This is a genomic window from Lysobacter xanthus (genome assembly GCF_047159895.1).
On the sequence record NZ_BAAGAB020000021.1, the window covers coordinates 19,127 to 39,472 of the forward strand.

Consider the following 20,346-nt stretch of genomic DNA (forward strand, 5'->3'; position numbering starts at 1 on the left):
CCTCAGCGGGTCTCGGGCGCCCGCACCATCCCGCCGAGCACGCCTTCGCCGACGTCGGCGTTGAACAGCTCTTCCAGCTCCCGGCGCGCGTCCTTCGCCGTCTGCATCAGCGCCGCCTCGTCGTCGCGCACGTCGTACTGCGCGCGCAGCAGGCGTTCGTCGTGCTCGCGGAAGCCCTTGATCTGCGCATGCACGGTCGCCGGGTCGAAGCCGAGGTCGACGAGCACGCGCTCGCCGGTGTGCAGGCTCGAATGGAAGGCCTCGCGGATCGCATGCGCGCCGAGGTCCATCAGCTCCCAGGCGTGGCGGCGATCGCGCGCGCTCGCGTAGACGATCGCCTCGGGATACAGCCGTCGCACCGCGCGCGTGGTGCGTACCGAGGCTTCGGGATCCTCCAATGCGATCACGAACACCGTCGCGGATTCCGCGCCCGCCGAGCGCAGCAGGTCCGAGCGCGAGGGATCGCCGTAGTAGACCGGGTTGCCGAAGCGCCGCACGAAGTCGACCTGGTCCGCGCTGGGCTCGATCGCGATGAACGGCTGGCGCTGCGCCGCGAGCAATCGTGCGACCACCTGGCCGAAGCGCCCGAAACCGGCGATGAGCACGCGCGGCTGGTGGTCGGGAATGGCATCGAACGGGCGCGGGGCGGGCGTCGGCGCGTGGCGCAGCACCGCCGTGATCGCGATCAGCAGCAGCGGCGCGAGTGCCATCGTCAGGCCGACCGCGGCCACCAGCCGGTCGCGCGCGGCCGCGTCGATCAGCCCGACGCGCGAGGCTTCGGAGAACACCACGAAGGCGAACTCGCCGCCGAGCGCGAGCACGCCGGCCAGTTGCAGCGCATCGCGCCGCGACAGCCGGCCGATGCGTCGGCCGACGCCGAAGATCAGCACGCCCTTCACCGCGAGCAGCGCGAGCACGATCGCGGCGATGCGCAGCGGCTCGTCGGCCACGCGCGCGATGTCGATGCCCATGCCGACGGCCATGAAGAACAGGCCGAGCAGGAGCCCCTTGAACGGATCGATCTGCGACTCGAGCTCGTGGCGGAATTCAGAGTCGGCGAGCAGCACGCCGGCGAGGAAGGCGCCGAGCCCGGGCGACAGGCCGGCCTGCGTCATGATCCACGCCGCGCCGAGCACCGTGAGCAGCGCGGCGCCGGTGAACACCTCGGGCATGCCGCTGCGCGCGACCATGCGGAAGACGTGCCGCAAGGCGAGCCGCCCACCCACGGCGACGAGCAGCACCGCGCCCACCGCGCGTGCGATCGCCATGCCGTCGATCGAGGTATCGCCGCGGCCGAGCAGCGGCACCGCCGCGAGCAGCGGGATCGCGGCGAGGTCCTGGAACAGCAGCACGGCGAACGCGAGGCGCCCGTGCTCGCTGTGCACCGCGCGGCGCTCGGAGAGCAGTTGCAGGCCCACCGCGGTGGACGACAGCGCGAGCGCGAGGCCGACGACCGCGGCGGCCGTCCACGACAGGCCGGTCGCGTGCGCGGCGATCGCGAGCGCGAGGCCGCACAGGGCCATCTGCGCACCGCCCGCGCCGAACACCGGGCGGCGCATCACCGACAGCCGCGAGGGCGACAGTTCCAGCCCGAGCACGAACAGCATCATCACGACGCCGATCTCCGAGGCCGCGAGCACCGGGTCCGCATCGCGGACCACGCGCAGGCCCTGCGGGCCCAGCAGCACGCCGGCCGCGAGGTAGCCGAGCACCGCGCCGAGGCCGAGCTTGCGGAACAGCGGTGCCGCGACGACCGCGGCGAGCAGGAAGACGAGGGCGAGCTCGAGGCCGCTACCGTGCATGGATGCATCCGGGGGAGACGTTCCGTCATCCTAGGGCCGCCGGCGTCGACGCGGCGGCCGTTCACCGGAACACAGGGTGCGGCCGGCTAGCCTGCCGGCCCGATCGCCGCCCGCGGGCAACGGCTCCAACGAACGGCCACGCAGACGAGGTTCCATGTCGATCCAGCGGCTCCGCACCGACTTCCAGTTCGCCGTGCTCGTGCTCTTCAGCCTCGTCGCGCTGGCGGGCATCGGGCCGTTCGCGGTCTATCGCTTCGTGCAGGGCCAATGGCTGGTCGGCGCGGTCGACGGCGCGATCGTCAGCGTGCTCGCCGGCACCTGCGTGCACGTCTGGCGCGGCGGCAACGTCGAACGCGCCGCGATGTTCCTCGTTGGCGCGATGGTGCTCGGCAGCCTCGTGGTCGGGCGCCTGGTCGGCCTGTCGGGCGCACTGTGGTCGTATCCGATCATCGGCGCGAGTTTCCTGCTGGTCAGGCGCGTGCGCGCGCTCGTCGCCTGCATCGTGTTGGTCGCGCTGCTGGTGGTCGACGGAAGCGCCTTCGGCTCCATGCTCGAGCGCCTGATGTACCTTTCGAGCGCGGCGGTCACCTGCCTGCTCGCCTACGTCTTCGCGCGCCAGACCGAAGTGCAGCGCGAGCAGCTCGAAGCGCTCGCCTCGCGCGACCCGCTCACCGGCGCGGCGAACCGGCGCGCCATGGAGCGCGAACTGCACATCGCCGCCGAGGCCTTCCGTCGCCATCGCGTGCCCGCCGGCGTGCTGGTAATGGACCTCGACCACTTCAAGCGCATCAACGACGACTTCGGCCACGAGGCGGGCGACGACGTGCTGGTCGGTTTCGCGCGGCTCGTGCAGTCGCGGTGCCGCGCCGGCGATCGCCTGTTCCGTTACGGCGGCGAGGAATTCGTGCTGCTGCTGCCGGGCACCGACGATGCGACGCTCGCGACCGTCGCGGAGGAGCTGCGCGCCGCCGTGGCCGGCCGCATCCGTACGGGCGACGGCCGCGCCGTCACCGTCTCGATCGGCGCTGCCGCGCTGCAGACGGGCGAGGACCCGTCGCAATGGCTCGCGCGCGCCGACGCGGCGATGTACAGCGCCAAGCGCGCGGGCCGCGACCGGGTGATGCTCGCCGGCTGAGCCCGGGTTGCGGCTGCACCGGGCCCGGCGGATGATCGGGATCCCGATGCCGATCAAGGAGGATCCGATGGCCGTGCGTTTTCTCGCCGCCGTATTGCCCGTGCTGCTCGCGGTCGCGCCCGCCGCGCTCGCGGGCCCTGTCACCACCGCCGACCTCGAGGCGCCCGTGTTCGTCACGCGGGTGGACGGTCGCGTGCTGATCGACAAGACCGGGCATGTCGCCGACTACAGCGTGCGCACCAAGATCGCCGAGCCGCTCGCGGCGAAGATCGTCGAGCTGGTCAAGGGCGTGCGCTTCGAGCCCGTCGAGGTCGACGGGCGCATCGTCAATGCCGAGGCCGAAATGCGGGTCAGCGTCGCCGCCTCGAAGATGGAAGGCGGTGCGATGCGCCTTGCGATCGACAACCTCGTCTTCCCGGACGAGAAGGCCGCCATCGCGGCGGCACGACCCGCCGCGAAAGTCGTCGTGAAGAAGGTCGCGCCGATGTATCCGCGCGATGCACTCCAGTACGGCGTGAACGCAAACGTTCTCGCCGTGGTCCGCGTGGCGCCCGATGGAAGCGTGCGCGACGTCGCGGTGCAGCAGAGCGCACTGATCCACGCCCGCGCGCCGGCCGCGGTCGCCGCACGCGTGCTCGGGCAGTTCGAACAGGCCAGCATCAACGCGCTGCGCAAATGGCGCGTGGATCCCGCGGCCATGCCGTCGGACACCCCGCGCGCGGATGCCGACTGGGTCGCGCTCGTGCCCGTCCAGTTCCGCTTGGACGGCGTGCCCGCGGCGCTGCCCGCCGGCGAATGGACCCTCGAAACGCGCACCGCCAAGCGCGTGCCGGCCTGGGTGCCGACCGAAGCCAGGGCGCCCCAGCCCGGCGCCTCCGACCTCGTCGGCAACGACATGGGTGCGCCCAACACGCGCTACCGACTCGCCGCGCCGCTGGCGGCGCTCGCGCCCTGAACACCCGCCCCGCGCGCCGCGCCGGGCATCCGAACCTCAAGGAGACATCGCCATGGAACGACGCCTTTCCACGCTCATGCGCCCGCTCGGTGCGGGCCTGCTGCTCGCGCTCGGCATCGCCGCGACGTCGGCCGCATCGAAAGCGCCCGAACCGGTCCTCGGCCTCGTCCAGCTGCGCGTCGACGTCGATGCGACCGGTCGCGTGGTCGCCGCCGAACCCACTGCGCCATTGCCGGCCCCGCTCGCCGACGCCGTGCACCGCCACGTCGAGGCGTGGCGGTTCGAGCCGCCGACGCAGGCGGGCCGCGCCGTCGCCGGCACGACCTACGCGCGCATGAGCCTCTGCGCCATCGAGGCGCCCGCAGGCGGGCTCGCGGTGGGGTTCGGACCGGCGTTCTATGGACCGGGCGTTGCACCCAAGGCGCTGCGCCCGACGTTCTTTCCGCCGATCAGCAACGAACTCCTCGCGCTGAAGAAACTGGAAATGGAATTCGTCTACGACGTGGACCCGGAAGGAAAGGCGAGGCTCGTTTCGTCCCGGACCATTCCCGCTGGCCTGCGCGTCGGATCGGCGGTCGAAGGTGCCTTCCGCCGATGGCTCGGCGGGCAGCGCTTCCAGCCCGAACGGCTCGATGGCCAGCCCGTGACCACGCGCATCAGCATGCCGTACACGTTCACCTGGGAGGAGTCGCCCGGCCCGGCGCGTCGTGACGTCGCCGAACGCCGGGCGACCGAGTCGAGCCCGGCCTGCGAGACGCTGCTCAAGGGCGAGCGCAACGATCGCCCCGTCGCGCTCGACAGCGCCTTCCGGCTGCAGCCTTCGGGTTGACGTCGCCTACCGCGGCAATGAAAAAGCCCCGCCGGAGCGGGGCTTTTTCGTGTCCGGTGTCGCGCCTCAGCGCTTCATCGAACTGAAGAACTCGTCGTTGGACTTCGTGTTCTTCATCTTGTCGAGCAGGAACTCCATCGCCGCGATCTCGTCCATGCCGTGCAGCAGCTTGCGCAGGATCCAGATCTTCTGCAGCAGCTCCGGCTCGATGAGGTAGTCCTCGCGGCGCGTGCCCGAACGATTGATGTCGATCGCCGGATAGACGCGCTTTTCGGCGATGCGGCGGTTGAGGTGCACCTCGGAGTTGCCAGTGCCCTTGAACTCCTCGTAGATCACCTCGTCCATCTTCGAGCCGGTGTCGACCAGCGCGGTGGCGATGATGGTCAGCGAGCCGCCTTCCTCGACGTTGCGCGCCGCGCCGAAGAAGCGCTTCGGGCGATGCAGCGCATTGGCGTCCACGCCGCCGGACAGGATCTTGCCCGAGCTCGGCAGCACGTTGTTGTACGCACGGGCGAGGCGCGTGATCGAGTCGAGCAGGATCACCACGTCCTTCTTGTGCTCGACCAGGCGCTTGGCGCGCTCGATCACCATCTCGGCGACCTGCACGTGGCGGCCGGCCGGCTCGTCGAACGTCGAGCTGATCACCTCGCCGCGCACGGTGCGCTGCATGTCGGTAACTTCCTCGGGGCGCTCGTCGATGAGCAGCACGATGAGGTGCACGTCCGGATGGTTGAGGCTGATGGCCGTCGCCACCTGCTGCATCAGCATCGTCTTGCCGGCCTTCGGCGGCGAGACGATCAGCGCGCGCTGGCCCTTGCCCTGCGGCGCCATGAGGTCGAGGATCCGGCCCGTCACGTCCTCGGTGGAACCGTCGCCACGCTCGAGGCGGAACTTGCGGCGCGGGAACAGCGCGGTGAGGTTCTCGAACAGCGCCTTGTTCTTCGACGCCTCGATCGGCTCCCCGTTGATCGTGTCGACGATGTTGAGCGCGAAGTAGCGCTCGCCGTCCTTCGGCCAGCGGATGCGGCCGGAGATGTGGTCGCCGGTGCGCAGGTTGAAGCGGCGGATCTGGCTGGGCGAGATGTAGGTGTCGTCCGGGCCGGCGAGGTAGCTCGCCTCGGCCGCGCGCAGGAAGCCGAAGCCGTCCGGCAGGATCTCCAGCACGCCGTCGGCGGCGACGCCTTCGCCGTGGCGGGTCAGCACCTTCAGCAGCGCGAAGATGACGTCCTGCTTGCGGGCGCGGGCCACGCCCTCGTGGATGTTGAGCTGCTCGGCGATCTCGACCAGCTTCGGCGCGGGCATGCGCTTGAGGTCGGACAGCGAGTACTGCGGGAAGCCTTCCGGCACCTGCGGATGCGGGCGCGCGACGAAGCTGTCCTGCTGGCCGCCGTCGTCCGGCATGCCGCCGTCGCGCTGGCGGTCGCGCTGGCGGTCGCGACGGTTCTTGAAGCGCTCGCGGCGACTGTTGCGGCCGCCTTCGCCCTGCGCTTCGCGCGGGCCGTTGTTGTTGTGCGGTCCGCCCCCGTTCTGCGAGGTGGACTCGCCGGACGTCGAGGGCTCCGGCGCACCGGCGACCGGGGCGGCCTCGGTCGGCGCATCCGGGCGCGGTGCGCGCTCGGGACGCGGCGCGGACGCTTCGGCCGGGGCACGCGGGGCAGGGGTTTCGGGACGCGGCGAGTCGGCCGGTGCGGCTACGCGCGGGGCGTCGGCCGGGGCGATGGCCACGGCGGTGTCGCCGGCATCGGCCTTGGGCACGCGCGGCTTGCGCACGCGCTTCTCGGCGACTTCGCCGGCGTCGGGGGTCTGGTCGGACAAGCGGAATTCCTCGCTAAGCGGCGAGCGCCCGCGGGCGGCGCGGGCGAGGTCGGGATCGGAAACGATTCTGGGAAATCAGAGGGGTGCGGCGAGCGCGAACGCGCCGGGCCAGCGGCAAACTAGCACCGCCGCGACGACGCGTGCAAGCGCTCGGGGCAGGCGGATTCCACGCCCGCAAGCGGCATTACCGCGTGAAGGCGCCCGGCGGAGGCCACCTTAGCCGACCCGGGCCGGCCGTGCCGGCGCAGCGGGCGGCCGGTTCACCGGCGGGTCACCGGGGTGACCCGGCGGGTGCTTCAGAGCGCCTTGTCGAGCAGCTGCGCGAGCTGGGCCTTGCCCACCGCGCCGATCTGCTGCGAGTGGATCTGGCCGTTCTTGAAGAGCAGCAGCATGGGGATCGAACGGACGTGGTACTTGAGCGCGGTCTGGCGCTCGTTGTCGACGTTGACCTTGACGATCTTCGCCCGGCCCTCGTAGGTGCCGGCGAGCTCGTCGAGCGCGGGCGCGATCATCTTGCAGGGGCCGCACCACGGCGCCCAGAAGTCCACCAGGACGGGCTCGGACGACTGCAGGACCTCCTGGTCGAAGTCGGCGTCGCCGACGTGCTTGATCTTGTCGCTCACTGAACAGGTCTCCTCGGAACGGGCGCGGGCGCCATGGTCGCACGGACGTCGTGCAGGCATGCGCTACACTTGGGGGCCTTCCGCGGTGGCGCAAGCCCCGCGACGCCGTCCGATCCGCGCCCGCAGCGTCCTGTGCGTGCGCCCGCCCGCTCCCCACGCGCGCCCGGACGCTCTGGCCGCCGGCAGTCCCTGCCCGGCCGCCCCCCTCGCAAGCGCCGCACCGGCGCGCCGGATCCCGATGAGCGACAAGCCCCTTACCGACGTCACCTTTGATTCCTTCAACCTGCACCCGACGCTGCTGGCCGGCCTGGAAGCCGCCGGCTTCACGCGCTGCACGCCGATCCAGGCGCTGACCCTGCCGATCACGCTCGCCGGCCGCGACGTCGCCGGCCAGGCGCAGACCGGCACCGGCAAGACGCTCGCCTTCCTGGTGACCGTCCTCGACCGCCTCCTCAAGAAGCCCGCGCTGGCCGACCGCAAGCCGGAGGATCCGCGCGCGCTGATCCTCGCGCCGACCCGCGAGCTCGCCATCCAGATCCACAAGGACGCGGTGAAGTTCGGCTCCGAGCTCGGCATCAAGTTCGCGCTGATCTACGGCGGCGTGGACTACGACAAGCAGCGGCAGATCCTGCAGGCCGGTGCGGACGTGATCATCGCGACCCCCGGCCGGCTGATCGACTACGTCAAGCAGCACAAGGTCGTCTCGCTGCACGCCTGCGAGATGTGCGTGCTCGACGAGGCCGACCGCATGTTCGACCTCGGCTTCATCAAGGACATCCGCTTCCTGCTGCGCCGCATGCCCGAGCGCACCACGCGGCAGACGCTGCTGTTCTCGGCGACGCTGAGCCATCGCGTGCTCGAGCTCGCCTATGAGCACATGAACGAGCCCGAGAAGATCGTCGTCGAGAGCGAGTTCATCACCGCCGCGAAGGTGCGCCAGAAGGTGTACTACCCGTCGGACGAGGAAAAGATCCCGCTGCTGATCGCGCTGCTCTCGCGCAGCGAAGGGGCACGCACCATGGTGTTCGTGAACACCAAGGCGTTCGTCGAACGCGTGGCGCGCGCACTGGAGCGCGCGGGGTATCGCGTGGGCGTCCTCTCCGGCGACGTGCCGCAGAAGAAGCGCGAGTCGCTGCTCAAGAAGTTCCAGGCGGGCCAGCTCGAGATCCTGGTGGCGACCGACGTCGCCGCGCGCGGCCTGCACATCGACGGCGTGAGCCACGTCTACAACTACGACCTGCCGTTCGATGCCGAGGACTACGTCCACCGCATCGGCCGCACCGCGCGCCTCGGCGCCGAGGGCGATGCGATCAGCTTCGCCTGCGAGCGGTACGCGATGAGCCTGCCGGACATCGAGGCCTACATCGAGCAGAAGCTGCCGACCGAGCAGGTCACGGCCGACATGCTGGTCGCGGTGCCGCGCGCGCCGCGCGCGAAGGTGGAGGGCGAGGAGGAGGAGAGCGTCAGCGCGATCTTCCGCGAAGCCCGCGAGCAGAAGGCCGAGGACGATGCACGCCGCGGCATCAAGCCGCGCAGCGGCAGCGGCGGCCGCACCGGCGCCAGCCGCGACGGCGAGCGCCGCCCGCGCGGGCCGAAGCCCGAAGGCCGGACCGGCGAGCCACGGCGTCCGCGCGCCGAGCCCGTGGCGGTCGAGGCAAGCGCCGAGGGCGAGGCGACCGTCGCCGTCGTCGCGGCCCCCGCCACGCCGAAGCCCCCGCGCATCGATCCGGTCACCGGCGAGGCGCTGGCGCCGCGCAAGCGTCGCCGCCGTCGCAAGGGCAAGCCGGTCGACGGTGCCGAGGCCGGTGCATCCGCGTCGCCGCGTGCCGAAGGCGGCACAACCGAGTCGCGCCCGACGCGCACCCAGCCGCGCACGCCGCGCGCGAAGGCCGAGCTCGAGGCCTCGCGCAACGCCGCCGAGGCACCCGCGGCCTCCCGCCCGGGCCTGCTGCACCGCGTGGCGCGCGGGCTGAAGTCGCTGGTCACGCGCGCGCCGCGCAACCAGCACTGAGTCCCGACGCGGTACGACGCACGGGCGGTCGCTTCGCGGCCGCCCGTTTTCGTTGGTGCGCGCCACGGGCGATGCACGAACACAGCGCGCCGGGGCCTTCTGCGATACTCGCGGCATGACCCTCCTGCGTTTCGACAACGTCGGCAAGCGCTACGCCTCCGGGCGCGAAGCACTGGTCGACGTCAGCTTCGACGTCGCGCCGGGCGAGATGCTGTTCGTCACCGGCCACTCCGGTGCGGGCAAGAGCACGCTGCTGCGGCTGATCCACCTCACCGAGCGCGCGAGCCGCGGCACCGTGCTGTTCGCCGAGAAGAACCTCGGCAAGCTGCGCGGCCGACGGATCGCCCTGCATCGACGCGACGTCGGCGTCGTGTTCCAGGACCACCGCCTGCTCGCCGATCGCAGCGTGGCCGACAACGTCGCGCTGCCGCTGCAGCTGCGCGGCCTGCATCGTGTCGAGATCGCCAAGCGCGTGCGCTCCACGCTCGACAAGGTCGGCCTCGGCGATCGCGGTCGTGCCCTGCCGGGCCAACTCAGCGCCGGCGAGCAGCAGCGCGTCGGGATCGCGCGTGCCATCGCGGCCGAGCCCAAGCTGCTGCTGGCGGACGAGCCCACCGGCAACCTCGACCCCGCGCTGTCGACCGAGATCATGGCGTTGCTCGAATCGCTCTCGATGCGCGGCACGTCGGTGCTGGTGGCGAGCCACGACCTCGCGCTCGTGCGCCGCATGCGCAAGCGGGTGCTCGTGCTCGACCACGGCCGCCTGCTCGACGACATCGCGCCGGGAGACCTCGCCGAATGAGCGCCAAGCCTGCGCGTTCCAACGAGCCCGTGCGCAGCCGTTCGCGCTTCGGCAGCTGGGTCGACCACCACGTCCACAGCCTCGTCGCGAGCCTGCGACGGATGGGGCGCAAGCCGTGGGCGACCGGCCTCACCGTCGGCGTCATGGCGATCGCGCTCGCGCTGCCGCTCGGCCTGTGGGCGGTTCTGGCGAACCTCGGCCAGTTCACCGGCGACGTCCAGCAATCGCGTCAGGTGAGCCTCTACCTCGAGCCCGGCACGCCGCTCGACCGCGCGCAGGCGCTCGCCGCCCAGGTGCGTGCGCGGGGCGATGTCGCGGCGGTGGAGGTCCGCAGTGCAGACGAAGGCCTGCGTGAGCTGCGCGAGCAGGGCGGCCTCGGCGACGCGGCCGCCGCGCTCGAATCGAACCCGCTGCCGCACCTGCTGCGCGTCACGCCGCGGGGCGACGACGCCGCGCTCGCGACCGCGCTCCAGGCGCTGCCGGACGTCGACGTCGTGCAGCAGGACGCGGCCTGGCGGCAGCGGCTCGATCGCTGGCTCACGCTCGGCGCGCGCATCGCCTGGGTGCTCGCCGTGCTGCTGGGCCTCGGCGCGCTGCTGGTGGTCGGCAATACCGTGCGGCTCGACATCCAGTCCCGGCGCGACGAGATCGAGGTGCTGCAGCTGCTCGGCGCCACCGACGGCTTCGTACGCCGCCCGTTCCTGTACCTCGGCGCCTGCTACGGCCTGCTGTCGGGGCTGATCGCGCTGGCCCTGCTGACCGGCGCCGACCTCGCCCTGCGCGAGCCGATCGCCCACCTCGCCCAGGCCTACGGCAGCGGCTTCCGCCTGCAGGGCTTCGACCCGATCCGGGCCGGCGTCGCAGTTCTGGGTGCCGGGCTCATCGGCTGGCTTGGCGCGGGGCTGGTGACCGGTCACTATCTCCGGCAGACCCGCTCGACCGGCGATTGATGTGAGCATGGAGCAGCACGACCTTCGCCACCTGCCCGATACCGCGGCGCGCATCATGGTGGTCGACGGTTCGAAGCTGGTGCGCAAGCTCATCGCCGACGTGCTCGTGCGCGAGGTACCGGGCGTCGAGGTCGTGGCCTGCGACAGCGTCGCGCAGGCGCGCGAGGCGCTCGCGGCCGGCCCGGTCGACCTCGTCACCACCGCGATCGCACTGCCCGACGGCGACGGCCTCGCGCTCGCGCATACCGTGCGCACCGCGGCGGGGCAGAAGTACGTGCCGATCATCGTCGTCTCCGGCGATGCGCAGTCGCACCTCGAATCGCGCACGTTCACCGAGGACGTCACCGACTACTTCGACAAGGGGCTCGGCCATGCCGCGCTCGCCGCCTTCATCCGCGGCTACGTGCATCCCGAGCCGATCCCCGGCGCCCGCGTGCTCTACGTCGAGGACAGCAAGGTCGTCGCGGTGGCGACCAAGCGCATGCTCGAGCGCCACGGCCTGAAGGTGATGCACTTCATCGGGGTCGAGGAAGCGCTCGCGCATTTCGAGGCGCATCGCGGCCAGGACGACGTGGGCGCAGACCTCGTGCTCACCGACGTCTACCTGAAGGGCGAGCTCAGCGGCCACGACCTGCTCGGCCGGCTGCGCGTGCAGTTCGGCTACGGCAAGCGCCGGCTGCCGATCCTCGTCATGACCGGCGATGCCAATCCGCAGAACCAGAGCGAGCTGCTGCGCGCCGGCGCCAACGACCTCGTGCTCAAGCCGATCGAGGAACGCCTGCTGGTGACGAAGACGCTGTTCCAGCTGCGCGTGGCGGGCCTGGAGCGTCCGGCGGCGGCCTGAGGGGCGCGGGTGTTTTCCCCGGCTGACGCCGGTACTCGATGTCCGCTCGCGTCGCCTCCTTGGCGTTGCGTGCATCAGGGAGGCCCGATCTGACGTGTGCGCTTCGGTGCAGGAGTGCTGCCTGCCCGCGTTCCGTTATGCCTGCGGTCGATCACAGGTGGAATCACTGCGAGACAAGCAACGGCGTTTCGTGCGCTGACGCGCCCGAGTCACTTTTCTTTGCGGGCGCAAAGAAAAGTAACCAAGAGAAAGCGCCTTCCCCGAGGTGGAGCAACGCTCGCGACGCGAGCCTCCACCGCGGCGGCCCGACTCGGCCTCCTGCCTCGGCGGACCGCGGCGCACATCCATGTGCGCCGCCCTCCGGGCCGGATATTTCAGGGCAAGCGGGACGTCGGGGGATCGCTTGGCCTGTGGCCGTCGGCTTAGGCCGCTCCGCATTCCCTGCATTGCGCGCATACGCGCCAGCGCCGACCATGCCTCGATGGCCGCGACCGACACCATCAAACTCGAGCCGGGCTGGAAGGCGCGCGTCGGCGACTACCTGCTGCGCGACGACATGCGGCAGCTCGCGGACTTCCTTCGCGAGCGCAAGCGGGCGGGGGCGCAGGTGTTTCCGCCGGGGCCGGAAATCTTCGCCGCGTTCGACGCGACGCCGTTCGATGCCACGCGCGTCGTCATCCTCGGCCAGGACCCGTACCACGGACCGGGGCAGGCGCACGGCCTGTCGTTCTCCGTGAAGCCCGGCGTGGCGGTGCCGCCGTCGCTCGCGAACATCTTCGCGGAGCTGCAGCGCGATCTGGGGATCCCGCGCCCGGACCACGGCTGCCTGCTCCCGTGGGCGGCCCAGGGCGTGCTGCTGCTCAACGCGGTGCTGACGGTCGAGGCCGGTCGCGCCGGTGCGCACCAGGGCAAGGGTTGGGAAGGCTTCACCGACCACGTCGTCGACGTGCTCAATCGCGAGCGCGATGGGCTCGTCTTCCTGCTCTGGGGCAGCTATGCGCAGGCGAAGGGCAAGCGCATCGACACCGCGCGCCACCGCGTGCTGAAGGCGCCGCATCCGTCGCCGCTGTCGGCGCACCGCGGCTTCATCGGCTGCGGGCACTTCTCCACCGCCAACGAGTACCTGGTGCGGCGGGGTGGGCGTCCGATCGACTGGTCGCTGCCGCCGCGGGCCGCGTTGCCGCCGGTCTGATCGCCGAGCGGCTGTAAACGTATACAGCGCTGCCTTCATGGTTCGCGCCGTACGCTTCGGGGTCCAGCCGACACGACGCGCCATGAGCCCCACGCCCGCTTCGCTCCTGACCATCTTCGGCGCCTCCGGCGACCTCGCGCAGCGCATGCTGCTGCCCTCGCTGTACGGCCTGCACCGCGACCGCCTGCTGCCGCCGGGCCTGCGCATCCTCGGCACCGCGCGCAGCGACTTCGACGACACGGGCTTCCGGCAGAGCGTCGCCGAGTCCATCGAGCGCTTCGTGCCTGCCGCCGACCGCGACGAGGCCGGCATCCGCGGCCTGCTCGAGCGCGTGCATTACGTTCCCGCGACGCTCGGCGACGAGCCCTCGTTCGCCGCGCTGGGCGAGCGCGTGGCTGCGCTGCGCGACGGTGGCGACGTCGTCTACCACCTGTCCACCGCGCCACGCTTCTACGGCGACATCTGCCGCACGCTCGGCGCGATGGAACTCGCCGGCCCGGGCACGCGCGCGATGCTCGAGAAGCCGATCGGCCACGACCTCGCGAGCGCCAACGCGATCAACGACGGCGTGGCCGCGGTGTTCGACGAGTCGCGCATCTTCCGCGTCGACCATTACCTGGGCAAGGAGGGCGTGCAGAACCTGCTGGCGCTGCGCTTCGGCAATGCGATGTTCGAACCGCTGTGGAACGCGCGCCACATCCAGCAGGTGCAGATCACCGTCGCGGAAACGGTCGGTGTCGAAGGCCGCGGCGAGTACTACGACGACTATGGCGCGATGCGCGACATGCTGCAGAACCACCTGCTGCAGCTGCTGTGCCTGGTCGCGATGGAGCCGCCGTCGCACTTCGACCCGACCGCCGTGCGCAACGAGAAGATCAAGGTGCTGCGGTCGCTGCGGCCGATCGGGCGCAGCGAAGTGGCGACGGAAACCGTCTCCGGCCAGTACGCCGCCGGTGCGATCGACGGACGCGCCGTCCCGGGCTACCTCGACGAGCTTGGCCGTGCGAGCCGCACGGAGACCTTCGTCGCGATCCGCGCGCAGGTCGACAACTGGCGCTGGGCGGGCGTGCCCTTCTACCTGCGCACCGGCAAGCGCATGCCGCGCCGCTCCACCGAGATCTACCTGCAGCTGCGGCAGGTGCCCCATTCGATCTTCGGCGCCGCGCCGCAACCGAATGCGCTGGCGATCCGCCTGCAGCCGGACGAGCGCATCGAACTGCAGCTGATGAGCAAGACGCCCGGCCTCGACCGCGGCGGCGTGCAGCTCTCCCCGGTCGAGCTCGACCTCGACATGCACGAGGAGTTCGCGAGCGTGCGCCGTCGGCTCGCCTATGAGCGGCTCTACCTCGATGCGATCGAAGGCAACGGCACGCTGTTCGTGCGTCGCGACGAGACCGAGGCCGCATGGCAGTGGGTCGATGCCATCCACGACGGCTGGCGCGCCGCGGCCCTGGCGCCCCGCAGCTATCCGGCCGGCACGTGGGGCCCGAGCGCCGCGGTCAGCCTGATCGACCGTAGCGGCCACAGCTGGCGCGAATGAGCATGGCGACGGTCGACCACGCCTATGCCGATGCCGATGCGCTCGCGGTCGCGCTGGCCGACGCCCTCGCAATGACGGTGGATGCGGCGCTTGCCGAGCGTGGGAGCGCGGTGCTCGCCCTGGCCGGTGGGCGCACGCCGCTGCCGGCGTACCGGGCGCTTGCGATGCGCTGGCGCGACCGCGCCGACGCGCGGCGCATCGTGCTGCTGCCGACCGACGACCGCTGCGTCCCGCACGACCATCCGGCATCGAACGTCCGCGCGCTGCGGTCGATCTTCGCGGGCACGGCGGTGCGCGTCGAAGCGCTGACGACGGCGAACGGCGATCCCGAGCGCTCGGAGCGCTACGCGCGTGCGGTGCTCGCCGACCATCCGCACGCCTTCGACGCGGTGGTGCTCGGCATGGGCGCCGACGCGCATACCGCCTCGCTGTTTCCCAACGCCCGCCAACTGGCCGATGGGCTCGATCCCGATTCGACGCTCGAAGCGCTGCGGATCGACCCCGATCCGCTGCCGCCCGAAGCGCCGTATCCGCGCATCTCGCTCACCGCCGCCCGCCTGCGCCGCGCGCGCGTCTCGCACCTCGTCGTCACCGGGGAGGACAAGCGCAGCGTGCTCGCGCAGGCGCTGGCCGACCCGGACGCGACGGTGCGCCCGGTCGCCGCGGTGCTGCAGTCGGCGGCCGCGGTGCACGTCCACTGGAGTCCCTGATGTCCCTGCATCCCGTCGTCGAGCGCGTCACCGCGCGCATCCGCGAGAAGAGCGCATCGCGCCGCGCGGCCTATCTCGCGCGCATGGCCTCTATGCGCCACGAGGGCCCGGCACGCGGCGCGCTCGGCTGCGGCAACCTCGCGCACGGCTTCGCCGCCGCCGGGCCGGACAAGCCGCACCTGCGCGGCACCGCGGGCGCCAACATCGCGATCGTCAACAGCTACAACGACATGCTGTCGGCGCACCAGCCGTTCGAGAACTTCCCGGTGCTGATCCGCGCGATCGCGCGGGCGAACGGTGCGAGCGCGCAGGTGGCCGGCGGCGTGCCGGCCATGTGCGACGGCGTGACGCAGGGCCGCTTCGGCATGGAGCTCTCGCTGTTCTCGCGCGACGCGATCGCCATGGGCACGGCCGTCGCGCTGAGCCACGACATGTTCGACGGCATGCTGCTGCTGGGCATCTGCGACAAGATCGTGCCGGGCCTGCTGATCGGCGCGCTGAGCTTCGGCCACCTGCCGTGCATCCTGGTGCCGGCGGGCCCGATGCCGTCCGGCATCCCCAACAAGGAAAAGGCGCGCATCCGGCAGCTGCACGCGGAGGGCAAGGTCGGCCACGAGGAACTGCTCGAAGCCGAGGCCGCGTCGTACCACTCGCCCGGCACCTGCACGTTCTACGGCACGGCGAACTCCAACCAGATGCTGATGGAGGTGATGGGCCTGCACATGCCTGGTACCGCCTTCGTCAATCCGGGCACGTCGCTGCGCGATGCGCTCACCGTCGCGGCCACCGAGCGCGTGCTGCGCATCACCGCGCTGGGCGACGCCTACACGCCGATGTGCGACGTCGTCGACGAACGCTCGATCGTCAACGCGATGGTCGGCCTCGCCGCGACCGGCGGCTCGACCAACCATGCGATCCATCTCGTCGCGATCGCCAGGGCGGCCGGCATCCTCATCGACTGGGACGACCTCGACGAGCTCTCGCGCGTCACGCCACTGCTGGCGCGCGTCTACCCGAACGGCGAGGCCGACGTGAACGCGTTCGAGGCGGCCGGCGGCGTGGCGTTCGTGATCCGCGAGCTGCTCGACGGTGGCCTGCTGCACGACGACGTGCGCACCGTGCACGGCGGCCCGCTGCGCGACCAGGCCAAGCAGCCGTACCTCGATGGCGTCACGCTGAAGTGGGCCGATGCGCCCGCGCAGTCGCGCGATCCGTCCGTGGTGCGTCCGCTCGTGGAGCCGTTCGACGCCGAGGGCGGCCTGCGTCGCCTGCAGGGCAACCTCGGCCGCGCCGTGGTCAAGGTGTCGGCCGTCGCGCCGCAGCACCGCGTCATCGAGGCCCCCGTCCAGGTGTTCGAGGCGCAGGAAATGCTGCTCGAGGCGTTCCGCGCGGGCCTGCTGGAGGGCGACTTCATCGCCGTGGTGCGCGGGCAGGGCCCGAAGGCGAACGGCATGCCGGAGCTGCACAAGCTCACGCCGACCCTGTCGGTGCTGCAGGATCGCGGGCAGAAGGTCGCGCTGCTCACCGACGGCCGCATGTCGGGTGCGTCGGGCAAGGTGCTCGCGGCCATCCACCTGACGCCCGAGGCCGCCGACGGCGGGCCGATCGCGCGCCTGCGGTCCGGCGATGTCGTGCGCATCGATTCGGACGCCGGCACCGTCGACGTGCTCGTCGATGCCGCCGAGTTCGCCGCGCGCGAGCCGCATCGCACCGATCTGTCGGCCAACCGCACCGGCATCGGTCGCGAGCTGTTCGCGATCATGCGTCGCGAAGTGGGCAGCGCCGAGGAAGGCGCCTGCGCGCTGCTCGACGCCAGCGACCGGGAACTGTCGGCATGAGGCTCGGCCTCGTCGCGGACGTCGGCGGCACCAACGCGCGCTTCGCGCTGACGGACCTCGACGCGCCGTCGCCGACGCTGCGCGACGTGCAGCCGCTGCGGTGCGCGGACTTCGCGAGCCTGCAGCACGCCTGCGAGCACTACCTCGCGACCGTCGGCGCCACGCCCGCGCGCGCGGCGATCGCCGTGGCCTCGCCGGTGAACACCGACGAGATCCGGCTGACCAACCGCGCCTGGTCGTTCAGCCGCGCGGAACTCGAACAGGCGCTGCGGCTCGAGCGGCTGCTGATGCTCAACGACTTCGGCGCGGTGGCCTGGGCGGTGCCCGCGCTGCGGTCCGAGGACGCGGTGCATCTTCACGGTCCGGCCGCGCTGCCGCCGACGTCGCCGGTCACGGTGATCGGGCCCGGTACCGGGCTCGGCGTCGCCCTGCTCGTCGGCGACGACGCGCGGGGCTGGCAGGTGGTCGAAACCGAAGGCGGGCATGCGACATTCGCGCCCGTCACCGACGAGGACCGGCTGATCGCGCGCTGGCTCGACTCGCTGCACGGCCGCACGTCGAACGAACGCGTGCTGTGCGGCACGGGGCTCGCGCAGATCGACGCGGTGATGCGGGACCCGAACCGCCCGGCCGGACAGACGCCCGTGCTGCGCGATCCCGCCGAGGTCGTGCGGCTGGCGCTGGAAGGCCACGACGTCGCCGCGCGGCGTGCGCTCGCACGTTTCTGCGCGATCCTCGGCGCGGTCTGCGGCGACGCGGCGCTGGTGCACGGGGCGCGCAGCGTGCTGATCGCGGGCGGCATCGTGCCGCGCTTCGTGCCGTTCCTGCGCGCCAGCGCCTTCCGCGAGCGCTTCCTCGCCAAGGGGCGCTTCGCGGCCTATCTCGAGAACGTCGCCATCCACGTGATCACCCATCCGCAGCCCGGCCTGCTCGGCGCGGCGGTCGCGCTGCGCGCCCTTCCGGAGACCCCGCGATGATCTGGACCCCCGAAACGCGCGCCGCGCGCGTCGATTCGATCCTGGCGCAAGCGCCGGTGCTGCCGGTGCTGGCGATCGACCACGTCGACGATGCCGTGCCGCTGGCCCGCGCGCTGGTCGAGGCCGGCCTGCCGGTGCTCGAGGTCACGCTGCGCACGCCGTGCGCGCTCGATGCGATGACGGCGATCGTGCGCGAGGTGCCGCAGGCGGTCGTCGGCGCAGGCACGATGCTGCGACCCGAGGATTTCCGTGCGGTGGAAGCGACGGGTGCGGTGTTCGGCATCGCGCCGGGCACCACCGACAAGCTGTACGAGGCCGCGGAAGTCACCGCGCTCGCCTTCATCCCGGCCGTGGCCACGGCCAGCGAGCTGATGCTCGGCATGGAGCACGGCTACCGGCGCTTCAAGTTCTTCCCGGCGGAAGCCGCGGGTGGCGTGGTCGCCCTGAAGGCGTTTTCCGGCCCGTTCGTGGACGTGCGCTTCTGCCCCACGGGCGGCATCGACGCGGCGAAGGCGCCTGCCTACTTCAAGCTCGGGAACGTCGCGACCGTGGGCGGTTCGTGGATGGTGCCGGCCGACGCGCTCGCGTCGCGCGACTGGGACGGCATCGGGCGGCTCGCGCGCGAGGCCGCGGCACTGCGCCGCGCCTGACGCCGGCGATCAACGCGGCCGGCGCGGCCCGCGGCGCAGGCGCAGCCAGCCCAGTGCGAGCGCCGCTGCGACCACCGCGGCGGCGCTGAGGACCAGCAGCAGCACGGGTCCGCGGTCGAGCATGTAGTCGAGGATCATCGGGGCCTCCTGCGGCGAGGATACGCCGCAGGACCCGGGTGCGAGGTGCGCGGGTGCTCAGGCGGGATCCGGCAGCGCCTGCGGCCGCCGCGACGAGCCGCCCATGACGCGGCTGCCCACCAGCGCGAAGCCCACCGTCGCCACCAGCGTCACGAACATCAGGTGGATGTAGTGCGGTGCCGGCGGCAGCACGCCGCGTGCCTGCAGCACCGGCCAGGCGAAGGTGAACAGCGCATACAGCGCACTGCCGAAGACCAGCGACCAGCGCACCGCGCGTGCGTTCACGCCGTCGAAGAAGATCGCCACGATGAACGCGGCGAGCACCGGCATCGAGTACAGGCCGTTGAGCTGCTGCAGCGTGCCGATGATGCTCTTGGATTGCGTGTACAGCGGCACGATCGCCAGCGAGACGACGGTGAAGGCGATGGTCGCCCACCGGCCGAGGCGCTTGGCGTCGGCGCGTGGATTGATCTTCGCCAAGTGCACGTCGACCGTGTACAGCGCCGCGGCCGAATTGAGCGCCGCGCTGTAGCTCGACAGCACCGCCCCGGTGATCGCCGCGGCGAACGCACCCGCCATCCAGGACGGCAGCACGAGGTCGACGAGCCGGCCGTAGGCGTCGTCGTCGATGTCGCCGAACAGCTTGTAGGCGATCAGCCCCGGCACGACGACCAGCAGCGGCGTGAGCAGCTTGAACGCGGCGGCGGCGTAGATGCCCTTCTGCGCCTCGCGCACCGTCGGGGCGGCGAGCGCGCGCTGCGCGATCACCATGTTCGTGCCCCAGTAGAAGAGATGGATGAACAGCATGCCGGTGAGCAGCGTCGTCCACGGGATGTCCGAATCCGGGCCGCCGATCAGCGTCATCCGTTCGACCGGCATGCCGGACAGGTTCCAGTGCACCGCATTCATCGCGAAGACCGTGACCGCAAGGCCCATCACCAGCAGCAGCGCGCCCATGTACGTGTCGGAGATGGCGATCGCACGCAGGCCGCCGATGGCGGCATAGGCGAGGCCGCCGATCGCGAACAGCACGGACAGTGAGAGGATCGAGAGGTCCGGCTGGAACATCGACTTCATGAACTTCGCACCGGTGTACAGCACCATCGGCAACAGGATGAAGGTGTAGCCGAGCAGGAAGAGGATCGACACCGTGCGCCGCAGGCCGGGGTCGCCGAGGCGGCGTTCCAGCAGCTCGGTGGTGGTGGTGCACTTGTAGCGGTAGTACATCGGCACCAGCACGTGGGCGAGCACGATGAGCCCGGCGGCGGCGCCCAGCTCCCACCACGCCACCAGCATCGTCTGCGCGCCGTTCATGCCGACGATCTGCTCGGCCGAGAGGTTGGTGAGCAGCAGCGAGCCCGCGATGAACGGCCAGCTCAGCGAGCCGCCGGCGAGGAAGTAGTCGCGGCCGCCGTCGGACTCGTGCCGCTCGCGGCGGCAGCGCCACCACGTGGCGAGTGCGACGAGCGCGGTGAGCGCGATGAAGACGGCGACCTGCACGGCGGTGGACGACATCGGGAAATCCTCGGTGCTCT

Annotated in this window: 17 protein-coding genes and 2 pseudogenes; 14 read left to right on the top strand and 5 right to left on the bottom strand. The window is 71.6% G+C overall.

What is annotated here, in order from left to right:
* Positions 1-2 precede the first annotated feature (2 nt).
* Positions 3-1,802: a monovalent cation:proton antiporter-2 (CPA2) family protein gene (locus ACY35P_RS07480; protein WP_462115208.1), complete on the bottom strand. Its 1,800-nt coding sequence runs from the start codon at positions 1,800-1,802 to the stop codon at positions 3-5.
* Between the two features lie 154 nt (positions 1,803-1,956).
* On the opposite strand from ACY35P_RS07480, the gene ACY35P_RS07485 reads away from it, so the two are divergent.
* From ACY35P_RS07485 to ACY35P_RS07495, 3 genes are all read left to right on the top strand, one after another.
* Complete coding sequence (locus tag ACY35P_RS07485; RefSeq protein WP_462115209.1) at positions 1,957-2,937, top strand: GGDEF domain-containing protein; 981 nt, start codon at positions 1,957-1,959, stop codon at positions 2,935-2,937.
* A gap of 67 nt (positions 2,938-3,004) precedes the next feature.
* Positions 3,005-3,892, top strand: a complete 888-nt coding sequence (locus ACY35P_RS07490) for an energy transducer TonB (protein WP_462115210.1) — start codon at positions 3,005-3,007, stop codon at positions 3,890-3,892.
* 52 nt (positions 3,893-3,944) lie between these two features.
* Entirely contained in the window at positions 3,945-4,721 is a 777-nt protein-coding gene (locus tag ACY35P_RS07495) for a TonB C-terminal domain-containing protein (RefSeq protein ID WP_462115211.1), read from the top strand.
* 66 nt (positions 4,722-4,787) lie between these two features.
* On the opposite strand, the gene rho is transcribed toward ACY35P_RS07495, so the two are convergent.
* Positions 4,788-6,536, bottom strand: a complete 1,749-nt coding sequence (gene rho, locus ACY35P_RS07500; protein ID WP_462115212.1) for a transcription termination factor Rho — start codon at positions 6,534-6,536, stop codon at positions 4,788-4,790.
* 296 nt (positions 6,537-6,832) lie between these two features.
* Positions 6,833-7,159, bottom strand: coding sequence for a thioredoxin (gene trxA, locus ACY35P_RS07505; protein WP_462115213.1), 327 nt, complete (start codon positions 7,157-7,159; stop codon positions 6,833-6,835).
* A gap of 238 nt (positions 7,160-7,397) precedes the next feature.
* On the opposite strand from trxA, the gene rhlB reads away from it, so the two are divergent.
* The 11 genes and pseudogenes from rhlB (at position 7,398) to eda (ending at position 18,673) form a co-directional block, all read left to right on the top strand.
* On the top strand, positions 7,398-9,170 hold the full coding sequence (gene rhlB, locus ACY35P_RS07510; protein WP_462115214.1) for an ATP-dependent RNA helicase RhlB: 1,773 nt from the start codon (positions 7,398-7,400) through the stop codon (positions 9,168-9,170).
* 115 nt (positions 9,171-9,285) lie between these two features.
* Positions 9,286-9,972, top strand: a complete 687-nt coding sequence (ftsE, locus tag ACY35P_RS07515) for a cell division ATP-binding protein FtsE (RefSeq protein WP_462115215.1) — start codon at positions 9,286-9,288, stop codon at positions 9,970-9,972.
* A complete protein-coding gene (gene ftsX, locus ACY35P_RS07520; RefSeq protein ID WP_462115216.1) occupies positions 9,969-10,922 on the top strand; it encodes a permease-like cell division protein FtsX in 954 nt (317 codons plus the stop codon). The genes ftsE and ftsX overlap by 4 nt, the downstream gene beginning before the upstream one ends.
* A 7-nt stretch (positions 10,923-10,929) precedes the next feature.
* Positions 10,930-11,437 (top strand): annotated as a pseudogene (locus ACY35P_RS07525) (response regulator); the annotation flags it as partial.
* Positions 11,416-11,766, top strand: a pseudogene (locus ACY35P_RS07530) (response regulator); the annotation flags it as partial. The pseudogenes ACY35P_RS07525 and ACY35P_RS07530, both read left to right, overlap by 22 nt.
* A gap of 481 nt (positions 11,767-12,247) precedes the next feature.
* Entirely contained in the window at positions 12,248-12,958 is a 711-nt protein-coding gene (ung, locus tag ACY35P_RS07535; protein WP_462115217.1) for a uracil-DNA glycosylase, read from the top strand.
* 82 nt (positions 12,959-13,040) lie between these two features.
* Positions 13,041-14,498 carry a glucose-6-phosphate dehydrogenase gene (gene zwf / locus ACY35P_RS07540; RefSeq protein WP_462115218.1) on the top strand — a complete coding sequence of 486 codons (1,458 nt, stop codon included), beginning with the start codon at positions 13,041-13,043 and terminating at the stop codon, positions 14,496-14,498.
* Positions 14,495-15,208: a 6-phosphogluconolactonase gene (pgl, locus tag ACY35P_RS07545; protein WP_462115219.1), complete on the top strand. Its 714-nt coding sequence runs from the start codon at positions 14,495-14,497 to the stop codon at positions 15,206-15,208. The genes zwf and pgl overlap by 4 nt, the downstream gene beginning before the upstream one ends.
* Positions 15,208-17,046: a phosphogluconate dehydratase gene (edd, locus tag ACY35P_RS07550; protein ID WP_462115220.1), complete on the top strand. Its 1,839-nt coding sequence runs from the start codon at positions 15,208-15,210 to the stop codon at positions 17,044-17,046. Before pgl ends, edd begins: the two co-directional genes overlap by 1 nt.
* Entirely contained in the window at positions 17,043-18,023 is a 981-nt protein-coding gene (glk, locus tag ACY35P_RS07555) for a glucokinase (RefSeq protein ID WP_462115221.1), read from the top strand. The genes edd and glk overlap by 4 nt, the downstream gene beginning before the upstream one ends.
* Complete coding sequence (gene eda / locus ACY35P_RS07560; RefSeq protein WP_462115222.1) at positions 18,020-18,673, top strand: bifunctional 4-hydroxy-2-oxoglutarate aldolase/2-dehydro-3-deoxy-phosphogluconate aldolase; 654 nt, start codon at positions 18,020-18,022, stop codon at positions 18,671-18,673. The genes glk and eda overlap by 4 nt, the downstream gene beginning before the upstream one ends.
* Before the next feature lie 9 nt (positions 18,674-18,682).
* On the opposite strand, the gene ACY35P_RS07565 is transcribed toward eda, so the two are convergent.
* Both ACY35P_RS07565 and ACY35P_RS07570 read right to left on the bottom strand, forming a co-directional pair.
* Positions 18,683-18,811: a hypothetical protein gene (locus tag ACY35P_RS07565; protein ID WP_462115223.1), complete on the bottom strand. Its 129-nt coding sequence runs from the start codon at positions 18,809-18,811 to the stop codon at positions 18,683-18,685.
* A gap of 57 nt (positions 18,812-18,868) precedes the next feature.
* Complete coding sequence (locus ACY35P_RS07570; RefSeq protein ID WP_462115224.1) at positions 18,869-20,326, bottom strand: SLC5 family protein; 1,458 nt, start codon at positions 20,324-20,326, stop codon at positions 18,869-18,871.
* Between the last annotated feature and the right edge of the window lie 20 nt (positions 20,327-20,346).